The sequence below is a fragment of the Halorientalis pallida genome (genome assembly GCF_004118325.1).
Taxonomy (GTDB): Archaea; Halobacteriota; Halobacteria; order Halobacteriales; family Haloarculaceae; genus Halorientalis; species Halorientalis pallida.
The window spans coordinates 637,358-659,944 of sequence record NZ_RDFA01000001.1 but is presented as its reverse complement, the minus strand read 5'-3'; the positions used below and the strand labels follow the sequence as shown (position 1 = coordinate 659,944).

Annotated in this window: 27 protein-coding genes and 1 pseudogene; 17 read left to right on the top strand and 11 right to left on the bottom strand. The window is 63.9% G+C overall.

The genetic code is table 11. The annotated features are described in order from the left end of the window. Window positions 1-7 precede the first annotated feature (7 nt). Complete coding sequence (locus EAF64_RS03585; protein ID WP_129067585.1) at window positions 8-1,180, top strand: sensor histidine kinase; 1,173 nt, start codon at window positions 8-10, stop codon at window positions 1,178-1,180. Here the strand turns inward: EAF64_RS03585 and EAF64_RS03580 are convergent. Continuing rightward, the gene (locus tag EAF64_RS03580) at window positions 1,177-2,160 is read right to left on the bottom strand and encodes a hypothetical protein (RefSeq protein ID WP_129067584.1); all 984 of its coding nucleotides are present in this window, start codon (window positions 2,158-2,160) and stop codon (window positions 1,177-1,179) included. The two genes, EAF64_RS03585 and EAF64_RS03580, sit on opposite strands and share 4 nt — an antisense overlap. 124 nt (window positions 2,161-2,284) lie before the next feature. Here EAF64_RS03580 and EAF64_RS03575 point away from each other — a divergent pair, with 124 nt between their 5' ends. Continuing rightward, entirely contained in the window at window positions 2,285-2,890 is a 606-nt protein-coding gene (locus EAF64_RS03575; protein ID WP_129067583.1) for a GAP family protein, read from the top strand. Between the two features lie 95 nt (window positions 2,891-2,985). Here EAF64_RS03575 and EAF64_RS03570 read toward each other — a convergent pair whose 3' ends face one another. Then, on the bottom strand, window positions 2,986-3,180 hold the full coding sequence (locus tag EAF64_RS03570) for a cold-shock protein (protein ID WP_077207119.1): 195 nt from the start codon (window positions 3,178-3,180) through the stop codon (window positions 2,986-2,988). A gap of 260 nt (window positions 3,181-3,440) precedes the next feature. Between EAF64_RS03570 and EAF64_RS03565 the strand changes: the two genes are divergently transcribed. The 11 genes from EAF64_RS03565 to EAF64_RS03515 all read left to right on the top strand — a co-directional run bounded on the left by EAF64_RS03565 (window position 3,441) and on the right by EAF64_RS03515 (window position 12,688). Then, window positions 3,441-4,505, top strand: coding sequence for an amidohydrolase family protein (locus EAF64_RS03565; protein ID WP_129067582.1), 1,065 nt, complete (start codon window positions 3,441-3,443; stop codon window positions 4,503-4,505). After that, window positions 4,502-4,861: a metal-sulfur cluster assembly factor gene (locus EAF64_RS03560; protein ID WP_129067581.1), complete on the top strand. Its 360-nt coding sequence runs from the start codon at window positions 4,502-4,504 to the stop codon at window positions 4,859-4,861. Before EAF64_RS03565 ends, EAF64_RS03560 begins: the two co-directional genes overlap by 4 nt. Window positions 4,862-4,935: 74 nt before the next feature. Then, window positions 4,936-5,595, top strand: a complete 660-nt coding sequence (locus tag EAF64_RS03555) for a hypothetical protein (protein WP_129067580.1) — start codon at window positions 4,936-4,938, stop codon at window positions 5,593-5,595. 86 nt (window positions 5,596-5,681) lie between these two features. Then, window positions 5,682-5,966 carry a translation initiation factor eIF-1A gene (locus EAF64_RS03550; protein WP_092656660.1) on the top strand — a complete coding sequence of 95 codons (285 nt, stop codon included), beginning with the start codon at window positions 5,682-5,684 and terminating at the stop codon, window positions 5,964-5,966. A gap of 118 nt (window positions 5,967-6,084) precedes the next feature. Next, window positions 6,085-6,705, top strand: a complete 621-nt coding sequence (locus tag EAF64_RS03545) for a class I SAM-dependent methyltransferase (protein ID WP_129067579.1) — start codon at window positions 6,085-6,087, stop codon at window positions 6,703-6,705. An 84-nt stretch (window positions 6,706-6,789) separates the two neighbouring features. After that, on the top strand, window positions 6,790-7,116 hold the full coding sequence (locus tag EAF64_RS03540; protein WP_129067578.1) for a hypothetical protein: 327 nt from the start codon (window positions 6,790-6,792) through the stop codon (window positions 7,114-7,116). A 164-nt stretch (window positions 7,117-7,280) separates the two neighbouring features. After that, complete coding sequence (locus EAF64_RS03535; RefSeq protein WP_129067577.1) at window positions 7,281-9,377, top strand: hypothetical protein; 2,097 nt, start codon at window positions 7,281-7,283, stop codon at window positions 9,375-9,377. A 141-nt stretch (window positions 9,378-9,518) separates the two neighbouring features. After that, window positions 9,519-10,034 carry a hypothetical protein gene (locus EAF64_RS03530; protein WP_129067576.1) on the top strand — a complete coding sequence of 172 codons (516 nt, stop codon included), beginning with the start codon at window positions 9,519-9,521 and terminating at the stop codon, window positions 10,032-10,034. Then, window positions 10,024-10,959, top strand: a complete 936-nt coding sequence (locus EAF64_RS03525) for a tyrosine-type recombinase/integrase (protein ID WP_129067575.1) — start codon at window positions 10,024-10,026, stop codon at window positions 10,957-10,959. The genes EAF64_RS03530 and EAF64_RS03525 overlap by 11 nt, the downstream gene beginning before the upstream one ends. A gap of 343 nt (window positions 10,960-11,302) precedes the next feature. Next, window positions 11,303-12,001 carry a hypothetical protein gene (locus tag EAF64_RS03520; protein WP_227738870.1) on the top strand — a complete coding sequence of 233 codons (699 nt, stop codon included), beginning with the start codon at window positions 11,303-11,305 and terminating at the stop codon, window positions 11,999-12,001. A gap of 27 nt (window positions 12,002-12,028) precedes the next feature. Then, entirely contained in the window at window positions 12,029-12,688 is a 660-nt protein-coding gene (locus tag EAF64_RS03515; protein WP_129067573.1) for a hypothetical protein, read from the top strand. Window positions 12,689-12,710: 22 nt separating this feature from the next. On the opposite strand, the gene EAF64_RS03510 is transcribed toward EAF64_RS03515, so the two are convergent. Then, complete coding sequence (locus EAF64_RS03510; RefSeq protein WP_129067572.1) at window positions 12,711-13,244, bottom strand: hypothetical protein; 534 nt, start codon at window positions 13,242-13,244, stop codon at window positions 12,711-12,713. 66 nt (window positions 13,245-13,310) lie between these two features. Here EAF64_RS03510 and EAF64_RS03505 point away from each other — a divergent pair, with 66 nt between their 5' ends. Together EAF64_RS03505 and EAF64_RS03500 are read left to right on the top strand one after the other, a co-directional pair. Further along, window positions 13,311-13,589: a ribbon-helix-helix domain-containing protein gene (locus EAF64_RS03505; protein ID WP_129067571.1), complete on the top strand. Its 279-nt coding sequence runs from the start codon at window positions 13,311-13,313 to the stop codon at window positions 13,587-13,589. Further along, entirely contained in the window at window positions 13,582-13,845 is a 264-nt protein-coding gene (locus EAF64_RS03500; RefSeq protein ID WP_129067570.1) for a type II toxin-antitoxin system RelE family toxin, read from the top strand. Before EAF64_RS03505 ends, EAF64_RS03500 begins: the two co-directional genes overlap by 8 nt. 23 nt (window positions 13,846-13,868) lie before the next feature. On the opposite strand, the pseudogene EAF64_RS03495 reads toward EAF64_RS03500, so the two are convergent. The 5 genes and pseudogenes from EAF64_RS03495 to EAF64_RS03475 form a co-directional block, all read right to left on the bottom strand. After that, a pseudogene (locus tag EAF64_RS03495) lies at window positions 13,869-14,177 on the bottom strand (tyrosine-type recombinase/integrase); the annotation flags it as partial. A 133-nt stretch (window positions 14,178-14,310) separates the two neighbouring features. Continuing rightward, window positions 14,311-14,973, bottom strand: coding sequence for a glycerophosphodiester phosphodiesterase (locus tag EAF64_RS03490; protein WP_129067568.1), 663 nt, complete (start codon window positions 14,971-14,973; stop codon window positions 14,311-14,313). Between the two features lie 141 nt (window positions 14,974-15,114). Continuing rightward, window positions 15,115-15,804, bottom strand: coding sequence for an NTP transferase domain-containing protein (locus EAF64_RS03485; RefSeq protein ID WP_129067567.1), 690 nt, complete (start codon window positions 15,802-15,804; stop codon window positions 15,115-15,117). Further along, window positions 15,792-16,802, bottom strand: coding sequence for a hypothetical protein (locus EAF64_RS03480; protein WP_129067566.1), 1,011 nt, complete (start codon window positions 16,800-16,802; stop codon window positions 15,792-15,794). Before EAF64_RS03480 ends, EAF64_RS03485 begins: the two co-directional genes overlap by 13 nt. 207 nt (window positions 16,803-17,009) lie before the next feature. Next, window positions 17,010-18,044 (bottom strand): deoxyhypusine synthase, encoded by a 1,035-nt coding sequence (locus EAF64_RS03475; RefSeq protein ID WP_129067565.1) that lies wholly within the window; start codon window positions 18,042-18,044, stop codon window positions 17,010-17,012. A gap of 117 nt (window positions 18,045-18,161) precedes the next feature. Between EAF64_RS03475 and EAF64_RS03470 the strand changes: the two genes are divergently transcribed. Continuing rightward, complete coding sequence (locus tag EAF64_RS03470) at window positions 18,162-19,130, top strand: patatin-like phospholipase family protein (protein ID WP_129067564.1); 969 nt, start codon at window positions 18,162-18,164, stop codon at window positions 19,128-19,130. Between the two features lie 66 nt (window positions 19,131-19,196). Further along, window positions 19,197-19,706 (top strand): hypothetical protein, encoded by a 510-nt coding sequence (locus EAF64_RS03465; RefSeq protein ID WP_129067563.1) that lies wholly within the window; start codon window positions 19,197-19,199, stop codon window positions 19,704-19,706. Window positions 19,707-19,713: 7 nt separating this feature from the next. Here EAF64_RS03465 and EAF64_RS03460 read toward each other — a convergent pair whose 3' ends face one another. The 3 genes from EAF64_RS03460 to EAF64_RS03450 form a co-directional block, all read right to left on the bottom strand. Next, a complete protein-coding gene (locus EAF64_RS03460; protein ID WP_129067562.1) occupies window positions 19,714-20,901 on the bottom strand; it encodes a redox-regulated ATPase YchF in 1,188 nt (395 codons plus the stop codon). Window positions 20,902-20,962: 61 nt separating this feature from the next. Continuing rightward, window positions 20,963-21,250: a hypothetical protein gene (locus EAF64_RS03455; protein ID WP_129067561.1), complete on the bottom strand. Its 288-nt coding sequence runs from the start codon at window positions 21,248-21,250 to the stop codon at window positions 20,963-20,965. A 134-nt stretch (window positions 21,251-21,384) separates the two neighbouring features. Further along, window positions 21,385-22,152 (bottom strand): Nif3-like dinuclear metal center hexameric protein, encoded by a 768-nt coding sequence (locus EAF64_RS03450; RefSeq protein WP_129067560.1) that lies wholly within the window; start codon window positions 22,150-22,152, stop codon window positions 21,385-21,387. Window positions 22,153-22,587: the final 435 nt, after the last annotated feature.

Genomic DNA, 22,587 nt, shown 5'->3' with positions numbered 1-22,587 from the left:
CGGGGGGATGTCCGATTCCGATTCCGGCGTCGCCAGCCGCGTGGCCGGCGCCGGTCGGGAGCGTGTCGAGCGCCTCGTACCGTCGACGCCACGCGGGGGTCCCGCGGTCGTCGGTGCTGTCGGAATCGCCCTGTTTCTGATCACGCTGCTCAACTTCTTCCGGGAGCTTCGACAGTTCGGCTTCGGGTGGCCACAGGTCGCGGCGGTCCTGCTCGGCGCGTGGCTATCGGCCGTCATCGTCTACGGCGCGATCTACCTCCAGGGGACGCCGTACACGCCCCGCCAGCGCTGGCAGGTCGCGGCCGCCGCGCTGGCCGGCATCGGCTTCGTCTACTTCGTGATGTACTTCACCGTCTTCGTGCGTCCCTCGGTCGGCCTTCGTCTCGGCGGACCGACGCTCCAGTTGCTCGCCAGCGCCCACGCCGGCGCCGTCGCCGGCTACCTGATCGGCCTCCTCTACGTCAAGGCCCGACGTGACGCCCAGCAGGCTCGACAGGTCGGCCAGCAACTGGAGTTCATGCATTCGATCCTCCGGCACGACGTGCTCAACAGCATGACCGTCGTCCGGGCGCGCGCCGAACACCTCGATCAGCAACTCGACGGGCGACACCGGGAGTCGCTGGACGCCATCCGCAACCAGACCGAGAGCGTCATCGACCTCTCACAGCGGGCCCGCGCCACGGTCGACGCCCTGGCGGCGGAGGCAGACGTGACACCAGAACCCGTCGACCTCTCGGCGATACTTCGCGAAGAGGTCGCCACCGTCCGCTCGACCTACGACGCGCTCTCCGTGACCGCCGACCTGCCCGACGACGTGGTGGTCCAGGCAGACGACATGCTGTCGGCGGTCTTCGGGAACCTGCTCTCGAACGCCGTCCAGCACAACGACGCCGACGACCGACGCATCCACGTCGCCGCCCGGGTCGGCGCCGAGTCGGTCGTGGTCCGCGTCCGCGATAACGGCCCCGGGGTCCCCGACGAGGAGAAAGACGCGGTGTTCGAGCAGGGCCACAGTTCGAGCGGCGGCGGCTTCGGGCTCTTTTTCGTCCGCACGATGATCGACCACTACGGCGGGTCCATCCACATCGAAGACAACCAGCCACGGGGCTCCGTGTTCGTCGTCTCCCTCCCGCGGGCCGAACAGGACCGGACGAGTCCCTTCGCCGGCGCCGGCGTCTAGAGTTCCGTGTGGGTCGGATACCCCATCTCGGTCGTCGGAATCGACCGCTCGGCGACCACGACGCCGCCACCGCGCCGGAGTCGCGGCGACGCCTCGAACTGCGACTCGGTGAACGACTCGACCGCGGACACCGACGCCGCCTCGGGGTCGAACACCGACGCGTACCGGAGCGTCGTCGTCTCAGACCCGTACGTGTACGTTCGGCCGTAGGCCCGCAGGCCCGCCACGTCCTCGTCGGGCCGGAGGATGCCGCCGACGGCGTCACCGCCGCCGAGCGCGTCGAGCAACGCGGCGAACGTGTCGTTCGTATCGGCGTATTTCGGGGTGCCGGGCCGAACCGCCGACTGCACCACGTCCGCACCGTTCGTGACGCGGGCGGCGGCGACCTGTGTCGAGCCGGCGACCGCGTAGGCACCGGCGTCTTCGGCGGCGACGACGGTGAACCCCTCGACCGTCCCGCGTTCCGACAGGTTCGGGTTCCCGGTCAACGCGTCGACGCGGGTCGACCGCTCGACCCCGCCGTCGAAGAGGAAAAAGTACGGCGCGTCCGTCGGGCCCGCCTTGATGTACAGGCTCTCGGTCAGGTCCACGCCCGGTCGTCCCTCGCTGGTCGCCGGGTCGAAGACGCTCTGGTCCTCCTGTGGCGTCCCGAGGGTGTCGGCGTACTCCAGAATCGCCGGCACGTCGATGGCCGTAGCGTAGGACGCCCCCGTCTCGGGTTCCGTGACTCCCGAGACGAACGCCGGAACCGTTCGCGCTGGAACCCACCGCGCGAGGTCGGTTCCCACACCCCCGATGCCAGGCCGTAGTTGGGGTTCGTCCCCAGTCCCGGTCGCATTCCCCCCCGCCGTTCGGTCGGTTCGCGTCGCCGGCGCGTCCCCGGTTCGGGTTCCCGTCGACGAGCGCGGTGCCCCCTGACACCCCGCCAGCAGCGCCGATGCCCCCGCGATACCCCCGAGCAGTTCCCGTCTCGTCTGCATACATCGACACGATAGTTTTCACTGATATATAGTTTGGTTCGAAGGGGCCGTGGGTCGGGGCAGGGAGGGCCGGTAAGGAGATCTTTCTCTTCCGTTCAGCGTCCCATCGTTCCTCCGCCTCAGTATGAGCCTCCGCACGGTCCTCCCGCTCGCAATCGTGATGGTCGCCGGCCCGCAGTTTCTGAGTGCCATCTTTCTCGCGACGAGCGGGCGCTGGCGGCGCAACTCGGCCGCCTACCTGCTGGGCGCGGCGCTATCGATCTCGCTCGTCGTCGGGATCGTCTACGTCTCGGGAATCGAGTTCGCCGGCGGTGACCGGTCGCGGCCCGTCCTCGAAGCGGTCGCCGTCGCCGCCATCGTACTCGCCGTGGGGTACGTCTTCTGGACACGGGAGACGGCCGAACCCCCGGAGTGGATGGGCCGGCTCGGCACGGCGTCCCCGCGCTTTTCGTTCCGGCTGGGGTTCCTCCTGCTCGGCTTCTTCCCGACCGATCTCCTCACCTCGGCGGCGGTCGGATCCTTCCTCGCCGCCGAAGGCCGTCCCTGGACGGACGCGCTCGGGTTCGTCGCCGCCACCCTGCTGCTCCTGGCGCTCCCGTCACTCGCCGTCCTGACACTGGGCGAGCGGGCCGAGCAGGCACTCCCCCGGGTTCGCGACGCGATGGAGACCAACGCGTGGCTCGTCAACGAGGCCGTCCTCCTGTTTTTCCTCGTCCTCGTGGTCACGTGAGCGGCCGGGACCGATCACCGTAGCCGTCGCTCGAACCCAAGCGTCGAAAGAAACGAAATTGTGTGTGTCGCCGTGTGGCGACGGTACGAAACGAGTTACGTACGAACGACGTTCGACGCGCGCGGGCCCTTCTCGGCCTGCTCGATGTCGAACTCGATCTCGGTCCCCTCGGTGAGGTCCTCGCCGCCAACGTCCTCCATGTGGAAGAAAACGTCCTCGTCCGCGTCCTCTGTGTCAATAAAGCCGTAACCGCCAGTGTCGTTGAAGAAATCAACCTTACCGTTTGCCATTGCAACTAAACGAACATCGGGTACACGGTTAAGGGTTGCGCATCTGTTTTCAAATACCGATATTTTCTATACGAATAGCTTGACAACAACTATCATAGTGGACGAATAGACACGTACGGTCGGTTCCGACGTGAATGCTGTCCGATCCGTCACATCGACCGGGAAATTCGGGCGTATCGACAGTTCCCGGCCTGGCCGGTTTAGTAGCCCTCAGGCTTCGCGGGGAGGGCTTAACCGGCAGAACTGTGTTACGTTCGATCATGACATCCCTGGACGACGTGTTCGTCGCCGACGCGGTATCACACGCGTACAACCTGCACCCGTCGAACTACGCCATCGAGCGGTACGCCCAGCCCGTGGTCGATCTGATGACCGGCCAGGAGAAGGCGATGCCGGATGGCTACCAGCGGACAGAGGAGTCGTTCCTGACCGACTGGGACCCGCAGGTGACCGCGAACATGCTCTTTCGCGAGAGCCAGGTCGACTTCACCGTCTTTCACCCCCAGTCGATCACCATCTTCGAGGACGGCCTGACCGCGCTGGAGAAAGGCGAGCGGTTCGTCGAGGCCCACCCCGACCGGAGTGCCCCGCTCGCCAGCGTCGACATCATCGGCATGGACGACCCCGGAGACGAACTCGCCCGGCAGGTCGACGCGTTCGGGGCCCACGGCGTGAAGGTGTACCCCTCCTACTGGAGCGACGACGGCCACCACGGGTTCCAGATGGACGACCCCGAGCAGGCCTTTCCGCTGTGGGAACGGGCCGCCGACCTCGGTCTGGACGTGATCGCGGTCCACAAGGCCGTCCCGTTCGGGAACGTCCCCCTCGACCCCTACCGCGTCGAGGACGTGAAGGAGGCCGCCGAGAGCTTCCCGGACCTCAACTTCGAGATCGTCCACGGCGGGTTCATCCTCGCGGAGGAGACCGGCTACCGGATCGCCGAACACGACAACGTCTACGTCAACCTCGAGATCACCGCGGCCGACGCCGCCACCCGGCCCGACGCCTTCGTCGAGACCATGGCGAACCTGCTGTGGGCCGGTGGGAAGGAGGCCACCGACAAGATCATGTGGGGCTGTGGGACGCCCCAGTACCACCCGCGACTCCTGCTCGAATCGTTCTGGAACCTCGACTTCCCGGAGATGGAGTCCCGCGACGGGACATTCACGATCACCGAGGAGGACAAACGCAAGATGGTCGGCGCGAACCTCGCGGAGGCCCACGGCTTCGACCTGGACGAACTGCAGGCGTCGATCGGCGACGACGAGTACGCGGGCCCGCTCGAAGCGCCCTACTCGACGACGCCGTTCGAGGTGGTGGCGTGACGACCGAAGCGCGCGTCCGCGAGGAACTCCGGGAGATCGTCGATCCCTGCACCGCCGCGACCGGTTCGAACCTCGACGTGGTCGAGATGGGACTCGTCGATACCGTCGAGGTGACCGAGGGCCAGGTTCGAGTCGCGTTCCGACTGACGACGCCGGCCTGCCACATGGTGCCGTACTTCATCGAGGAGATCGAGTCCCGCGTCGAACCCCTCGGCGGTGTCGAGTCGGTCACCGTCGACACGGACAACGGGATGCAGTGGACACCGGACATGATGACCGAGGCTGCGCGCGAACGGCGTCAGGCGACGCTCGAGGGGTACGAGTCCTACTACGGCGAGGAGGCCTCGGCGGAGTGACTTCGGGGCGTCGCCCACTCACCCCGGCGTCCGCGGCGAGATAGTCTTATTTCGCCTCGCGCTCTCGAGGAGGCATGGACGAAGCGAGCGGGCCCTGGCTCACGCGTCGCCACGCGCTGGCCGGACTCGCCGTCGGGGCGCTGGCCGGGTGTACGAGCGCCGACACCGCCGACGGAGACGCGGCGGGCGGAACGCCCACGCGCGACGGGGCCGGGAGCGACGTGCCAGGTGGGACCGACGGGGGCCGGGCCGGCACGAGTCTCGCCGGGAGTTGCGCCAGCGTCTTCGGCGACACCGACCGGCGCTACGCTGGCCCGGTCGCGGTCGCCACCTTCGCCTATCCGATGGGCGGGACTGTCGACTACGCGGCCGAGAGCGAGTCGGGGACGGTCCTCAGCGTCGGCTATCCGGGCCCGGTCGAGGATCAGTACTACTCCCTGCTGACCGTGGCTCAGCGCGGGCCCTACGGCGGCGACGTGGACCGCGGCGCGCGCTATCTGGGGGACGATCGCTACGTGGACGGCGGGACCGTCGGCTACGACGGGAGCGAGCGCACGGTGGCGGTCCTCCGGTACGAGGGCGGCGAGATCAGGCTGTTCGGCGCCGCCGGACCGGACGGTAACTACGAACTCGAAGCGAAGGCCACCGTCGCGGGGGGCGACCCCTGCCCCGAGGCGTACACGCACGTCACGGAGCGAGTCGTCCGGTCGTTCCGGCCCATCTATGGCCGCTAAACACGCGTTCCGTCTTGCGAAACGGTCGTGGTACACGCTATCGCATCTTCCGGATCACTTTAATGTGCTCGGTTCGTATTTATGGTGTGAGTGAAGAAACAGGGCGACGGAATCTCCGCATGCCCAACGACGACGAGCTGTTCGCGGTCGTGACAGAACACAACGGTGGGAACCACGTCCGCGTGCAGTGTGAAGACGGTGAAAACCGGATGGGCCGGATCCCCGGCCGCATGAAATACCGGACCTGGATCAACGAGGGCGACGTGGTCCTCGTCGAGCCCTGGGACTGGCAGGACGAGAAGGCCAACATCGAGTGGCGGTACGACAGCCAGGACGCCGATCAGCTCCGCGCTGAAGGCCACATCCAGTAGATTTCTACTATCCCGTACCTCGACGCACCCCCCGAGAGACATCAATCGCGGCCGTTCGGACCCCGGCCCACGCTCGCGACTCCGACGAGGCTATACGTGTGCGCGGTCGTTGCTACGTGTGGATTCTCACGAGGTTCGCCGACAGTGGGCAGACCGCTCGGGCGAGTACTCCCCGGAGTACTACGCCTACTACGGCCCGGACGAGACAAGCGAGGCACTACGGGCCACCTTCGAGGATCACCTCGACCGCGACGCCCGCGTGCTGGAACTGGGCTGTAGTTCCGGCCGCCACCTCGCCCACCTCGCCGACCACGGCTTCGGGAACCTCGCGGGCATCGAAATCAACGCCGCGGCCTTCGAGACGATGGAAGACACCTATCCCGACCTCGCGGCCGACGGCACCTTCTACTGCGACGCCATCGAGGACGTCGTCACGGAGTTCCCGGCGGATCGTTTCGACGCCGTCTATTCCGTCGAGACGCTCCAGCACATCCACCCCGACGCCGACTGGGTGTTCGCCGAACTCGCCCGGATCACGGCCGACCTCCTCGTCACGGTCGAGAACGAGGGCGACGACGGGGAGGGCGACGTGAACTACGTCCACGACGACTTCCCCCTGTACTACCGGGACTGGAATCGCGTGTTCACCGACCTGGGCTTCGAGCAGGTCGACGCCGATCGGGGCGAGCGCGACACCATCCGAACCTTCCGCGCGCCCGACGCGCCGACCGACGCCTGAGCAGGCGTCCCTCCCCCGCGACCCGTTTTCACCCGCTGGGAACCCACGTCGGTGTACAACTCCGTCCGTCGCCGACGGGCAGGTATGAGCACCGACGACACTCGCGTCGAGGGCGACGACCCGACGGAAGGGGAGGGGCCGACCGAGCAGGTCTGGATGGTCGAACGGACGTTCTCGGCGGACTCACCGCACATCCTCGTCGTGATCTACGCCACGCTGGACGGCTCCCGCTATCTCCGGAAAGAGCGCGCGTTCAACCGCTTCGGCGCCACGCCGGGCCCGGAAGTGACGGCGGCGATCACCGTGCCTGCCGACCGTCTCGAACCGGTCGACGAGCCCGGGGACCGGGACCGCTACGCGTCGGAAGCCGCCCGGATGGCCGACCGACACGACCCCGACGACGCGGTCTGACTCGGCCGTGGCCGAACTGATCGTCGGCCATCACGCGGCCCGCCGGCCACAAGCGATATGCCCAGCCGTCCGCTGGTAAGCACATCGTAATGCGAGACCACACCGAACCAGACGGCGGGTGCACGACGTACGGCCCTGTCGTCGTGGCCCGGAGTGTGTGAGCGATGGGCGACGACCCCTCGTGGCCGGTCGACCGCCGCCAGGTCCTCACGGGTGTGGCCGGCGGTGCGGTGGCATCGATGGCCGGCTGTTCGCTGTTCGAGGACGGCGAGGACGGCGACGTCTCGTCCGTCGACGACGACCGAGCGCGGGCACTGGCCGAACGGTTCGCGCCGACGCTGTACTTCGACGAACACGAGCGGTGGTTCCCGACGGACCCGCGACTGTTCGAGCGCGAACGCGATGGCACCACCGTCGTCGACGGGTTCGACGCCCTCGACGGCTACGTCGAGCGCGGCGGGGCCGACGAGCCGCCGGCCCCGACCTGCTTCTACAACGTCGTCGAGTACGAGTCGTCGTCGCTGGCGGTCGTCCAGTTCTGGTTCTACGCCGTGTTCGACCAGTTCACGACGAACTTCCACTGGCACGACTGGGAACTCCTGCAGGTGTTCGTCGACACCGACACCGACGAGCCACAGCTTCACGTCGCGAGTTCCCACTCCCGGTCGGTCCCGAACAACGAGTTCCTCGACCCCGAGCGCACCAGGCCGCGCATCCTCTCGGAACTCGGGTCACACTCCAGTGGCCTCTCGGTCAACGACGACCCCGACGGGTTCCAGCGCCTCCCGCTGGACGGCAGCGTCGCCGACATCACCAACAGCGTGATCGACGGCATCGACGCCGTCGCCTCGATCCCGCTGGCCTACGGCCTCCCACGGGACGAAGGGCTCGCGCTCCCCTACGCGGTCCCCGAACTCGACGGGAAGCCGGTGTACGAGGACGACCGCCTGCCCGCCGTCGACGCCAGCGACCTCGTTCCCGAGGCCCTGACCGTGCGCTCGTTCAGCGCACTCCAGTCGCCGCCGGACCTCCCCGGACGGCGGACCGGCCGGCGCTTCGACTACGCGGGCAGCGAGGGCGGCGAGGCGGACGTGACTTACGAGCTACAGCCGACCGCGGACCTCGAACACATCGCGGACTTCACCGGGCCACAACTGAGTTTCGAGTTCTCCATTCCCGGGTTCGTGGAGGACGCCATCGCCAGCCACATCACCACCGCTGGCGTCCCGTGGGACGATCCGCGCTACGAGACTCCCGCGTCCGACATCAGCGAGCCCGACCACCGGCAGGCGCTGTCCGACCGCTACGACGCCATCGGTGACCCCTCCCCCGTCAGCCAGGTCGTCGCCGGCGTGAGCAACGCCGTCGCCGACGACGACGCACCCGAGGGCGAGGGACTGACGACCGTCTCCTCGCCGCTGGAACTGTTCGCCCTGTTCCGGAGCGAACCACGGGCCGTCCCGACGTTCGACGGCATCGCCGTCGTCCAGGACGTTCCCCCGGGCGACCACGAGTTGACGATCAACGGCGCGGGCGTCGCGCCCCACGCCGAGACCGTGACCGTCGACGCCGAGGCCGAGGTGACGCCGGCGAGCGTCGAGGGCGAGATCCCCGTCGTCGCCAGGGAGAACGCCGTGAAACTGGAAGTCGATCCGACCGAGGCCGACAGCGACCTGCGAGCCCTCGCGGTCGAGGACGACTTCGCGGGCCGCCTGTACGACGCACCGCTCTCCGGTCCAGACGCCGTCTACGTCCACGAGGGCGGGGCGTACACGACCGAGGTTCGGGACAGCGACGACGAGATCGGCGCGTTCCGCGTCAACCCCGGCGAACAAAAGCGCGTGCGTCTGGAGGACCCCAGAACCGGAAAGGCGTCGCTCGCGACCTACCTCGCGGACCTGGCGGCCGAGACTCGCGACGAGGTGGCGGCCGTCGAGACGGCGGGGGACAGCGACGACGATGACGACGACCGACCTGGTGGTGGTAGCGGTGGTGGCCAGCAAAACGCCGTCACGGGCCTGGCGAACGCGCTGGCGGCGGTCGCCGAGGCCGCCCAGCGTGCCGCGGCGGCCGCGGAGGCCGGAAACCGCGGACAGGCCGATCAGCGCCTCGCCACGGTGATCGAACGGCTGGAGCGCGTCTCGTCCCGACTGGACGCCGCGAGCGCCTCGATTCCCGCGCCGCTCGCGCGCGCCACGAACAATCGCCTCGATCAGGCGCGTCGTCGGAGCGAGCAGGCCAGAACCGCCGAGAAACTCTGACGTGTGTCGCTGAGAAAGCTGGCCTCGGCACTCTGGTAAATATCAACATACATAAGATATAAAATAGTTGATAGTAAATCAGAGCATGTAGAGGCCTGAAGCGGGGCGACCCGTTCTCTTCCTCCTGCAAGAGGTGTCAGTATGTCCGACAACAAAGACCAATGGAAGCAAACGTCCGGCCTTGCAGCCGATTCCACAGTCGCACAGATCGTCTGCAAGGAACCCGATAAGCAAGAATGGGACGAAGAAGCAGAGGAGAAAGGCTACCGCAGTACCAGCAAGTACCTCTACGAACTGGTGCAGGAGGCTCGTGCCTACCGACAACAGGGCTACCTCGCTCACCACCAGAGCGAGGAAAAAATAGCGGAACTCAAGAGTCGTATCAAGGAACTGGAAATCCAGTTGGATCGAAAGCAGAACCGAGATAGCGACACGACGGAGATTGCTGATATAGATTTCTTGGAGACTGTTCTCTCAGCAGAGTACCAGACACTCCCAGAGATCGTGAGCGCGATTGTCGAAAGTGGGGTGTTGGATACTCAGCTACGGAAGCCCGTTGAGGATGAACTCTACTACCTGGCATCTCAGGACCAGGTGGAGTACGAGAGAGGTCACGGGTGGCGGCTTACTGACGGAGGTGATGGCGATGGCAGATGACTGGTACGAGACAGTCTACGAAAACGAGCACGACGTGGTGAACGAGTTCATCCGGAAGAAGCAGAGCACCGGCTGTAGCCACCGAACGCTCAACTCCTACAGCCGGACACTGAAGAAATTCTTTCACGAGCAGTTTCCGGATCTTTCACCCTCGGAGGTGACGGTGCGTCACGTCGAAGATTACGTTGTTACGCTGGATCAGCGCGGGCTGTCACAGAATACGAAGCGGCGGTACCTCGAATCGTTGAGTGCCTTCTACGACTGGACGATGAAACGCCCACGGTTCGAGGAGATCACCGGGAATCCTGCTGCTGTCGTCTTGGAGGACATTCCAAAGAAGATCCGGAAGCGACCCGACTGTGCGACTTGGGAGAATGGTGCCAAAATCATCCGGAACATGACTGACCCTCGGAACAAAACCGTGGCAGTCCTCCTCGCTAAAACCGGTTGCCGGGTCAGCGAAGCGTTAGAAGTGAAGATGGACGACCTCATGCTTGATGAGGGCTTCATCAGGCTGAGAAAGCGGAAGGGAGGGAAGCAGACGGTGGTTCCTGTCGATGAGGAGACAATCCAGGCCATCGAACGGTTCAAATTCACTCGCCCGAGTCACGGTGATTCAGACTACCTGTTCCTCAGTATCCGTGGGAACCGTGTCTCGAAAACACAGGTGCAGCGGGCGGTAAAGCAGGCGGCTGTCCAAGCGGATGTGATGGAGCGTGGCGAAGACAGATTCCACAAGAAGTTCACGCCACACACGTACCGAACAGTGTTCACGACGCTGATGCGGAATCAAGGAATGAAACAGCACGTCCTCCGGTACATTCGGGGTGATGCTGCGAGCGAAACGATGGACATCTACACCAGAGTTGACCGTGAGGACGCACGCGAAGAGTATCTCAGCTGTGTCAAAATCCTTGGACTGTAACAGACGGAGGTGAATAACTCGCTCAATGCATAATTTGAATGAATGGGAAGACCGGACGGGGAATCTTATCGGTGCATCTGTCTTTTTGACGGCTGAAGAAGTGGAGGCAGCCCGCAAGAACGGAGAGCTAACAATAGAGGTTCAGCAGTAAATCGGTTGCTGGGGATACTGGAGCTTTCGACACTTCGCTCAGCTCCGGGAACGCTCGAATGGCCACCCGTCTTTCGTCACGTCAACAGGCAGTGGTCAGCGAAGTGGAGGTCTCGATCTTGATTGAGTCTACCAGTAAACATATCAAACAAGACTGGCAACCAACTGGTAATCAATGAGACGGCGTAATTTTGTGCGGACCAGCGCACTCATCGGATTCAGTACCGCCATCGCAGGCTGTAGCACCAAGTCCACAGACTCCACAGGATCAAGCACCCCTCCTTCAGGAGATGGAACAACAACAGATGGAAGCGATGCAGACCAAGGTGAAGGACAACAGACTGAAGCAGATGCAGAAGACGCAGTAAGATACTTCTTCGACGACCAAACAGGAGCACTAGGACACCTAGGAGACGACAACATACCAGAAAACTACGACAATACTATCACAAATTCTAAAACAGAAGAAGAATACCAAGAAATGCAGACAAACGACAGAGCCTACGCAGAAGACGCAGCCTCAAGCAGCACAGCACCAAACGGCACAGGCCTAGACATGACCGTCGACCAAATGATAGATAGAGCAGAAGAAATCTACAACAACCCAACACAACACATCGAAGTAAGCGAATCACACGAAGATCTAGACCTACTAGCAGAAGACGACGAAATAGTATTCACAAGAGCACTAATCCAAGCAACGCAAGAAGCAGGAGTCGACAGCTCAGGACTAGCAGATGACGTAGTCGCAAACATAGCAGAAGACGCAGTACAACAAATACAACCAGGATTCACAAACTACAAACTATCAACACTTTCAGCAACAGAGCCTATAAGCCCCAACAGCACAGGTGCTACAGGCGGGGGAGAAAGAACAAATGAGTGGAGTTAGACATTTGTTAACTCCGGCTTTTCCCACATGATAGAAATTCTACAGTATGAGGAAGATGGAGAACAAGAGGTAAAATATGCGGAAATGACAGATTCTACAGATGAAAATACATTCAGGAGAGTTATTAGAGACCCTGAAGATTCATTATATAATGCACCACTTGAGATGGATACCGTAAGTAATGCAAGAGATTCTGAAGCCTTCGAAGAAGGTACGATGTTCCCAGAACATTACGTAACAGCATTCGATTATGAGAAGGCAAGAGACTTAGAGAATGAAGGAATACTAGGTCTTGGTGAAAACCAGAATGGAAACATAGTTTCAGTGGGCAGTTACATAGGAGACGCTTTATTCGAATTGGTAGATGATATGGGGATTACCGGATATAATGTGAATCCTGACAGGGATCTCCCTGATGCCACTACCGAAGTAAGCTCACCCTTAGTTTCTGACTCCTTCGGGATGTCATTACAAGATTACAGAGATAACCCTACTACCGAAAAAAGGCAATATCTTGAAAGCGTGGCTAGAGGAATGTATCAAATCCAAGAAAGCGAAGGCTGGGGCACCTCAATAGCCCTCGAAGGAACTCTCGAAAATCCAGAACTAATACCTACAGACCAAGAAACAGTAAATGAAATAAGACAGGAAGGAGCTTATGATGAGGTAAGATCCAGAGTCACCTAAAATCCAAATTTTTACTTTTTTATCAGGATATATTGCTAAACCCACCATCTCCTTCGCATATGATATTATCTAAAACATCAGTATTTCTCAATGTTCCAAATGCGTCATTACCACTGCAGTAAGGATACTCTCCGTTAAGGAAGAAGTGATTATTTAATCCATATGTTCTTTGATCAAGTCCTCCATCAGTAGGATGCTGGTAGTCTGCCCATACATTTCTAGGGGTTCCTGTACTTATATCAGCTCCAGCGTAACGGCTTTCAATTGTGTTGTATGTTATTTCTGTTTTTCCTCCGTCTTTAGCTAGTAGTGGGTCGTTGTTTGTTGATTCGTATACGTTTGTGTCTGCTGTTGAGCCGACGTTTTTCATTCCCCAGACGCATGAGTAGGTTTCTTCATTTACTTCATCACGGCCTGGTATTTCTGCTATTGCGTATAGATCACCAGTACCATCATAGGTTGAAGTGAAAACTGTGGAATTATCCACACTCACAGGTCTTTCATTATCTTCACCCATCCAGCACTCCGCATCAACCTTCTGAGGCTGGAAGCCCATACCCTGCTCGCAGTGGTCCCGTTCGGAGTGCCAACGTTCTTGTGTGATACAGTCGTATCACAGAACATGAGCACCGACCGCGACGCCGGCACGGACGGAGAAATGGAGAAGATCAACGTCCGGGTGCCAAAGACCCTTCTCGCCGAGGTTGATGAGGTGTGGGAAGAACGTGGATACGCGAGCAAATCCGAGTTCGTCCGCGATGCGCTCCGTGACGCTGTCGAACCGCCGACGCAACTCTCCGAGGAGGCACTAGAGCACCTCGCAGAGAGCCGCGAGCAACGCGACGACGGCGAGACGGTGTCCCAGGCAGACGTGAAGGAACGACTCGGCATCGATGACTGAGGTCGAGTGGACGCCGAAAGCACTCGACCTGCTCGAAGGCCTCGACACCGAAGCCCAAGAGCGACTCGTGAAGAAACTCGACGAGGCGAAAGACTGGACCTCCCACCGATTAGAGAAACTGACCGGCTACCCCTACTACAAACTCCGGGCCGGTGACTACCGCGCAATCATCACCTGGAACCGAGAGGACGACCGCCTGATTGTCGAGGCTGTCGGGCATCGCCGGAACATCTACGACCGACACCTCCCGCCCTGAACTTTCCGCCCGAGTCGGCGTAACTACAGACCCAGCGGTTTGATGCAGTCCAGATACTCCTCCCGTACGTCGTCTCTGTCGACCCGCGTGTAGATGTCCATCGTCTCGCTCTCCGCATCCCCACGGATGTACTGGAGGACGTGCTGTTTCATTCCTTGATTCCGCATCAGCGTCGTGAACACCGTCCGAAACGTATGCGGAGTGAATTTCTTATGGAACTGGTCCTCGCCGTCTTCCATGGTTCCCGTGTGGATCGCTACGGTGTGTGATTTATTGATATATTCTCCGGTTAGCAGACTAGTTCTGGATGCTTCGCTTTGCATTTGTTCAATAACGAGTGCATCTCTTAGGTAAGAGATGCAGACCTCGGCACTCATAGGGTTCGTCACGGCCGGGTCGTCAGGCCGGCTCGGAACCGCGGGTTCGTCATCGGCCGGCCGGTGATACAGCGGCCAGCCCCAAGATTCACGCGATGTCCCAGCGGTCGGCGGTGACGCCGTCGACGCCGGCGGCCCGCAGGTTGGCGATCTCCTCACGGGTCTTGGCGGCTTTCCAGGCGATCACGTCCAGCCCTTCGCGGTGGGCCTGGTCGACCACGTCGGTCTCGATACAGAGATCGTAGTGGGGGTGGACCGCATCACAGCCCAGCTCGACCGCTGTCTGCAGGTTCGACCATGGATTCTCCGCGAACAGGTAGCCCGTCGGGACGTTCCAGTCGAGGGCGAGCGCCGCTTCGAGGGCGGCGGGGCGAAACGAGGAGATGGCCGCGTCGACGGTGTACTGCGCGAGCAGGTCGCGAACGTCGGGTGCGAGGCCGGTCTCTTTGAGCTCCAGTTGCGTGCCGACGCCCGGTGGAACTGCGTCGAGGACGTCGCCGAGGCGGGGGACCGGTTCGCCGGAGTCCGCCACGTCGAGCGCGCGGAGTTCGGCGAGCGTGAGGTCGTCCACGCGACCGGTGCCGTCGGTCAACTCGTCGACACGTTCGTCGTGGAAGACGACGAGTTCACCGGAGCCACAGCGGCGCACGTCGACTTCGACCGCGTCGACGTACCGGGCGGCGCGTTCGACCGCGGCGACGGTGTTTTCCGGACACTGATCGGCGCATCCCCGGTGACCGATGATCTCCATCACCTGAGGCCAGGTGTAGGACGGGGTTAACAGTATCGCAAGCTACGCCACCCGGTAGTACCGGACGGCGGTGAGAGTCCGACACGCAGGAGCGCTACGCCGCGATAAGGGTCGCTGAACGGGAGTACTCGGTCGCTACGGTCACGTGCCAACGTCGAGTTCGTCGGTGGGGTTCAAGGGGAGTTTGCCCCGCGCCGCGATCCGGTCCCGTGGGTAGTTGATCTCGATGTGGTGGGCGGCAGGGATGGCGACGGCCTCGGTTTCGATGGCGGTGTAGAGGCCGGGGTACCACTCGCGGCGGTGGGCCGCGAGCCAGTTTCGGGCGGCGTCGAGGCTCGATCGGTCGAGGACGCCCACGCCCGCGTGGCGGCGGCCGGTGATGAGGCCGTAGTCGGTGACGCGGCCGCGGTCGTCACACCGGATCGCCGTGGCTTCCGCCTGCCGTCCGGGAAGGCAGGCGACGACGTTACACCCGTCGGAAGCGGCGTGCCGCGCACGCAGTCGGGCGACCACGCCTTCGGTGACCACGACGTCCCCGTTGACCACGAGGACGTCGTCGTCGACGCCCCGGAGGCCGCGCCGAAGGGATTCGGCGTTCTCGTAGTCGTCCCAGTCTTCGAGGACGACCGTGCGTGCGTCCCCGACCTGGTCCTGGACGTTCTCGTAAGCGTGGCCTAACACGACCGTGACGGCCTGCGTGTGCGGGTCGATGGCGGCCCGCTGGCGCTCGTACAGCGTCCGCCCTGCGAGGTCCATGAACGCCTTGGGCACGTCCGCCGTGGCACCGCCCATCCGGCTCCCCTCGCCGGCCGCGAGGATCACTGCGTGCATGCGGTCACCTCCCGAGCGGCCCGCTCGCTGGCACGGCCGTCCATCGGAATCCCGAGGCCGGCGACCGTCTCCGCGACCACGCGCGCGACCTCTGGTGGATACCCGTCCTCGTACACACGCTCGACCGTCGACAGCGAGAGGTCGTCGGTCTGGACGCCGACGACCGGCAGCTCGTGGTCGGCGGCCGTGGCGGTCAACTGGACGAGCGGCCGACCCGTGTGGAGCCACTCGGTGATGGCACCCGAACAGTCAGAGAGCAGGAGGTCTGCCCACAGCAGGCTCTCGCGGGGTGTACTCGCGTCGTCGAACGTGACGTTCGCCAGCTCGGCGATCCGGCCGCGACAGCGTTCGGTCACCGACCTGCCCGGCTCTTCGATCCGATCCATCGGGTGGGGGCGAAACCGCAACTGCAAGTCGGTGTCGGCGAAGGTCTCAACCACGTCCTCGGCGGTCTCCAGGTAACTTCCGCCACCGTAATTGTGGTTGGTCGGAGCGTACAGCACGCGTCGTTCGCGTGGTGGATCGGTGCCGACGAGCGCGTCCGCTTCCGGAATCCCGACCGTGGCGACCCGGACCGACTCGGGGAACGCCTCCCGGTAGCGCTCGGCCCATCGGTCCCCGGGGGCTAGCGCGACGGCCAGGGTGTCTGCGAGGTCGCGGGTGGTGTTCGCGGTCTCGCCGCGTCCGAGCGACGCGCCGTGGCGGACGTGGACGACGGGGTAGCGGTCGTGGTAGGTCGGGTCGTCGTCGAGGACGGTCGACTCGAAGCGGTGGTTCTTGACGACGACGTCGGGATCGACATCGTCGACGACGGCGTCGAGAGCGGCCGCCGAGTCGATGGACGTGGGGGCCGCTACCGGTCGTCCGCCATCGAACACGTCACCCGGGTCGTCGGCACCCAGCCACAGCACCGCGGAGTCGTCGGTCAGGTGTGCATCGATGGCGGCGAACGTTTTCCACATGAATTGCCGGTCGAAGGTGTACAGAACGTTGACCATGGTGAAGGTGATACCGCGGGTACCTGTCCGTCGATGCTGCCACTGTAGCCGGCTGTACGGCAATGCGCGTTACATATGCTACCATAGTCATTAATTTTTTCGCGTGATCAATACAAAAACAAAACTGAACGGCGGGGATACGTTCAGATGTACAGGTTCCACAGCCGGTATCCGAGCGGTGGGAAGGGGCAACCAGACCGTGTCCGGTCAGTCGGCGATCCGTTCGCGGGCCGCGGCCACCAACAGCGGGAGCGTGATGGTCGCGTCGGCGTAGACGGAGACGTTGCGGGCGGCCGTTTCGAGTTTCCCCCACGACCGGGCCTCCTCGAGGGTCGCGCCGGAGAGGCCGCCGGTCTGGGGCGGGTCCATCGTCAGCTGGACCGCCAGGTCGTAGGCTTCGGGTGCGACCAGCATCGTCTGGAGGACGTAGTTCTTCGGGACGCCGCCGCCGACGACCAGGGCCCCGGTCCGGTCGGCGTCGAAGGCCTGGTCGGTGAGCGTGTCCATGTCCGCCAGCGCGTCGAGCGAGAAGTCGGAGGTCTGGTTGTACATCCAGGCCTGCAGGCCCAGCACCGAGTCCTGCACCGCCGGGCAGTAGATGGGCACGTCGGACTCGTAAGCGGCCGCGGCGATGCCGGGGTCCTCGTCGACCCCCTCGCGCTCGTTGACTGCCGCGTTGGCCTCGCCCAGTTTCTCGGTCAGGCGCTGGATGCTCACGGTCCCCTCCTCGGCCAGCGGCGGGAACACCTCCTCCCGGAGGTGTGACTCGAACAGCGCGAAGTGTTCCTGCGGGAGGTAGACGTTGTAGATGCGGTCGACGCCCTCCTCGCGCAACTGCTCGTCGTGTTCGCGCTCGCGCTCCTCGTGGGGGACCGGCCCGTGGTGGTGTTTGCCGCCGATCCCTTCGATGGTGTCGTGGGTCAGGTTCGCACCGGTGGTCACCAGCGCGTCGACGTGGCCGTCCCGGATCAGGTCCGAGACGATCCGGCGCATCCCGCTTGGCACCATCGCGCCAGCCAGCCCCATCACGACGAGTACGTCGTCGTCGAGCATGTCGGCGTAGATGTCGACGGCCTCGTGCATGTCGGCCGCGCCGACGCCCGCCTCGCCGTACTCGGCGGCGAGTTCGCCCACCGTCATGCCCGCCCGCGCCTCGGCGTGGCCGATCGGGTCGTGTTCGAAGGCCTCGCGTGGCGGCTGTTCGTGGTCCGGTTCGTCGTCTCCGGTCCCGTCGTCGCTCATTGCCCCTCTGTGACCGCCGGAGGCGCTTCAACTCCGCGATTGTCTGCGGGGCTCCTGTCCTCTCCGGATTCCTTTCACGTCCCAATAGCTACCCAGAGTGAAGGTGTATCGGGAGGCATGTCATCGAGTGGGACGACGCGGGTGGCCATCGCGTGTCAGGGCGGCGGGAGTCACACGGCGTTCACTGGTGGTGTGCTCCAGCGTGTCATCGAGGACGCTCCCGGCGAGTACGAGATCACGGCGCTGAGCGGTGCCTCCGGCGGCGCGGCGTGTGCGACGATCGCCTGGGCCGGCCTCCGGCGGGACGACCCCGGCCGTGCGGTCGCGAACCTCGACGGGTTCTGGTCGGACATCGCCGCCCGTACCCCGTGGGGCCGGGCCGCCAACGACGGACTGCTGACGAGTGCGCGACTCACCGACGAACTCGGCCAGTTCTCGATCAGCCCGTACTTCAATCCGATCTCGGAGGTCGGCCGGGACGTGTTGCGCGACGCCATCGCCGAACACACCGATCTAGACGCGGCCGTGGCCGCCGGTGGCGAACCGTCGCTGTACGTCAGCGCCGTCGACGTGCGCAACGGCACCTTCGAACTCTTCGAGAACGGCGAGGCCGGCGTCGAGGCCGCGGTCGCTTCGGGGGCGATCCCCAACGTCTTCGAGGCCGCCGAGATCGCCGGCGAGTACTACTGGGACGGCCTGTTCTCGCAGAACCCGCCCATCCGTCAGTTCGTCAGCGACGCGCCCGCCGACGAGAAACCCGACGAGATCTGGATCGTCCGCATCAACCCCCGAACTCGGGAGGAAGTGCCGACCAGCACGAGCGAGATCACCGATCGCCGCAACGAACTCGCGGGCAACCTCTCGCTCGACCAGGAGAAACACACCATCGAGTCCATCAACCGCATGATCGAAGACGGCGTCATCACCGACGACCGCTACAAACGGATCGCCCTCCGGGAGGTCGACATCGCACCCGCCCTCGCCGACGACCTCGACAGCCACTCGAAACTCGACCGCGACCCCGGCTTCATCGACCGCCTCATGGCCCACGGCCGCGAGCGCGCCCCGGCGCTCTGGAACGGGTGAGTCGCCTTTTATATCAGAGCAAGTGACAAAAAGTAAACTTATATTCTGCCCCGCCCGAGTGAGTGTATGGCCGAGACCGTCACCGAGTACGAACATCTCGCCGCGAAGAAGCGCGAACGTCGGGGGAACGCGGAACTGGCGACGGTGACCGACGTGGCCGTCGGCCGCGAGCGCGTGGTCCTGACGGCCACGTTCGAGTGGTCCCCAGACCCCGTCCGACTGTCCTACGACCTCGACGACGACCGGGACGTGCTGAAACTCGAACGGCTGACCGAGACCGCCGGCTTCGACTTCGAGCAGGTCGCCTTCCTCGACGGTGAGACCGTCGAACTCACCTACACCGGCGGCGAGTGGGTGCCCAGCGCTCACCGCGCGCAAGTCGAGGGCCAGGGGTCGGCCGCCGAGACGTTCCGGACCGAACTGCAACTCCTGGCCCGCGAACTCGCCCGTGCGCCGAACCTTCCCCGACGCGCGATTCGGGCGACCCGGACCGCCTCGACCCGACAGCTGATCGTCGGTGTGATCCTCCTCAAGAAACTGCTGATCGTCGGCTTGCTGGCGTGGCTCGTGCTCTGAGGGCGTCTCAGTTCGTCGTGACGACTTCGAGCACGTCCCGGTGATCCAGGTCCGTGTCGGCCCCGACCTGCCGCCCCGAGCGGGCGTCGACGCCGTGGAGGAACCCCTCGCCGATGTCGGAGTGCAGGAAGTACGCGAACTCCTCGGCGGTCGCGTCTTCGGGGAGGACGAAACAGTCCTGCAGGAACTCCCCGTTGTCGCGGGGACTGCCGTTGCCGGGGAAGATGGCTTTCGCGCCGAACTCCTCGAACAGCGCCGTCTCCAGCGCCGTCTGGACGCCGGCCCCCTCGAACTCGTCGACGAAGCTCCGGATCTGTTCGAGGCCGGCGGCCTGCTCGTCGCTCACGTCGCCGACGATCTCGAAGTCCGTCGCGCCCGGCCGGTACTCCACGGCACCGCCCTCGTCGGCGGTCTTCAGCGCCTTCTCGGCGTGGGCAGACACCGGAACCACGGTCAGGTGGTCGTAGTCGGGATCGTTCGTGATCGCCTCGTAGTTGTCCTGTGCGGCCGGCGTGTCCATCTTGTTCGCCGCGATCACCATCGGCTTGGTCCGCTTGCGGATCTCCCGGGCCAGTTCCTCCCTGTCGCCCTCGTCCCACGCGTCGGGGTCGAGTTCGAGCTCCAGCGCGAGGATGATCTGTTTGATCTCGTCCTCGTTGGTGCGGAACGCGCTCATCTGTTCGGCCAGTTCGACCTCGATGTCGCCGTCCTCGCCGTGGTAGCCCGAGCGGTAGCGCTCGATGCCCTTCTCCAGCACGTCGAGATACCACATGTCGAGTTCGTTCTCCAGGAAGTCGATGTCCTCCCGGGGGTCGTGGTCCTCGGTCGGTTCGCCCTCGATGTCGGTCTCGCCGGAGAAGTCGACGACGTGGACCAGCACGTCGGCCTCGTTCAGGTCCGTCAGGAACTGGTTGCCCAGCCCGCGTCCCTCGTGGGCGCCCGGGACGAGGCCCGCAACGTCGACCAGCTTCACCGGGACGTAGCGGGTCCCCTCGCGACAGTAGCCGTGGTTGGGGGTGCACTCGTGGCCGAACTCCGGGGCCGCACACTCGACCCGGACGTAGGCCTCGCCCACGCTCGGGTCGATGGTCGTGAAGGGGTAGGCCCCCTCGGGCACGTCGTTCATCGTCGCCGCGTTGAAGAACGTCGACTTCCCCACGGAGGGCTTGCCGACGAGACCGATCCGGTAACTCATTACTCTCCCTATCGCGGAAGACCGCTAAATGGTTTTGAATGTGATATGTTGTGCGTGAGAATCACTGGCAGTCGACCGACGCCCCGACCTCGTCGGCAATCGCCTGCAGGTCGGCCTTCAGAAACGTGGTGTCGTCCGCGGTCTCCGGCGACTCTGCGACCCCGACCTCCGATCGGATTCGTCGGCGCATCCGCGCCGTCGACGGTCGCTCGGTCTCCTCGACATCGATCCCGAGCGTCTCACCGATCGCCTGCAGTTCCTCCTTCGTGAACGACGCATCGACCTCGCGTTCGAAGCGACCCGTCGTCGCTCGAATCGCGTTCCGAATCTCGTGGACGGTAGGACTCACGGGTGTTTACTCTCCTGTCGTCACCCTCAACCTTCCTACTCGGTCGCGATGTAACGGTGGACGGATCTGCGGTGCATTCGATCTCCGCCCGTCACCGGACTCAGAGCGCCGGCACGCCCACCCGCTAACTCTGCTCACAGCCCGGTCGGGTGGTCGACGAACGTCGTCTCCAGCCCCCACGACTCGGACAGATCCGACAGATTTCGGACGCCGAAGGTCTCCGTGCCGTAGTGGCCCCCCAGCACGACGGTGACTCCGGCCTCGCGGGCGTCGTGGTAGACCTGCTGTTTGCCCTCGCCGGTGACGAGGGCGTCCGCGCCTGCCTCGACCGCCTCGTCGAGCCAGTCGACGCCGCTGCCGGTGACGATGGCCACGTCCTCGATCTCGTCGGGGCCGAAGTCCAGCACCTGGACGCCCTGCCCGCCGTGATCGAGTTCGGCGGCGAGCAGGTCGCGCAGTTCCTCGGTGGTGAACGGGTCGGCCGCGGTCCCGCGCTGCCCGACGTACTCCGGCCCCATCTCACCGAACGGTTCGCGGTCCTCGAGGTCGAGGAGATCCGCGACGCCGGCGGCGTTGCCCAGTTCCTGGTGGCCGTCCAGCGGGAGGTGGGAGACGTACAGCGGCAGGTCGTGTTCGTAGTGGGGTTCGAGACGGTCGTGGAGTCGCCCCGTCACCCGTTCGACGCTTCCGAAGACGTAGCCGTGGTGGGTCACGAGGATGTCAGCGCCCGCCTCGACGGCCGCCTGGGCGGTCGCCGCCGCGGCGTCGACGGCGACGGCGACGTGGTCGATCTCCCCCTCGTCGGGCCCCACCTGCAACCCGTTCGGGCTGGCGTCGAGGTCGGCGTACGCGTCGGTCCGCAACTCCTCGTCCAGTCGCGCGCAGAACTCGGAACAGTTCATGGCCCCCCTTCTCGTCCCCGGGTGGTAGTGGTTACGTTGGCCCCGAGCAACTGATCGAGCGGTGATCGGTGTCGAGGATTCTGCCGAACACAGGGGGCGAATCGGTCGCTCGCCAGCCGTCGTCTGACGGGGAATCACGGCGGTAGCTGTAGAGTCTGTATCGATCCGGCGTGTAAGACGACGCGGAGTTCACACACGGTGCGATTCGACGACCACTGCGGTCTGTTCGATGCGGTGCCCGGCGGGAGTGGCGTCGAGGGCACGGCTATCACTGCGAGCGTCTTCCCCCGCTGCTGAGAGAAACGCGTCGGCATCCCCCTGCTCTGACGCGTGAGCATTCCCAGGCATCGGGATATTGGAGACCCAGTGAGCCGAGTCGATAGTATAGGAAAAGTGAGTATCGTTTGCGCGAAAATGCCTTAGAGTCATTCGTAA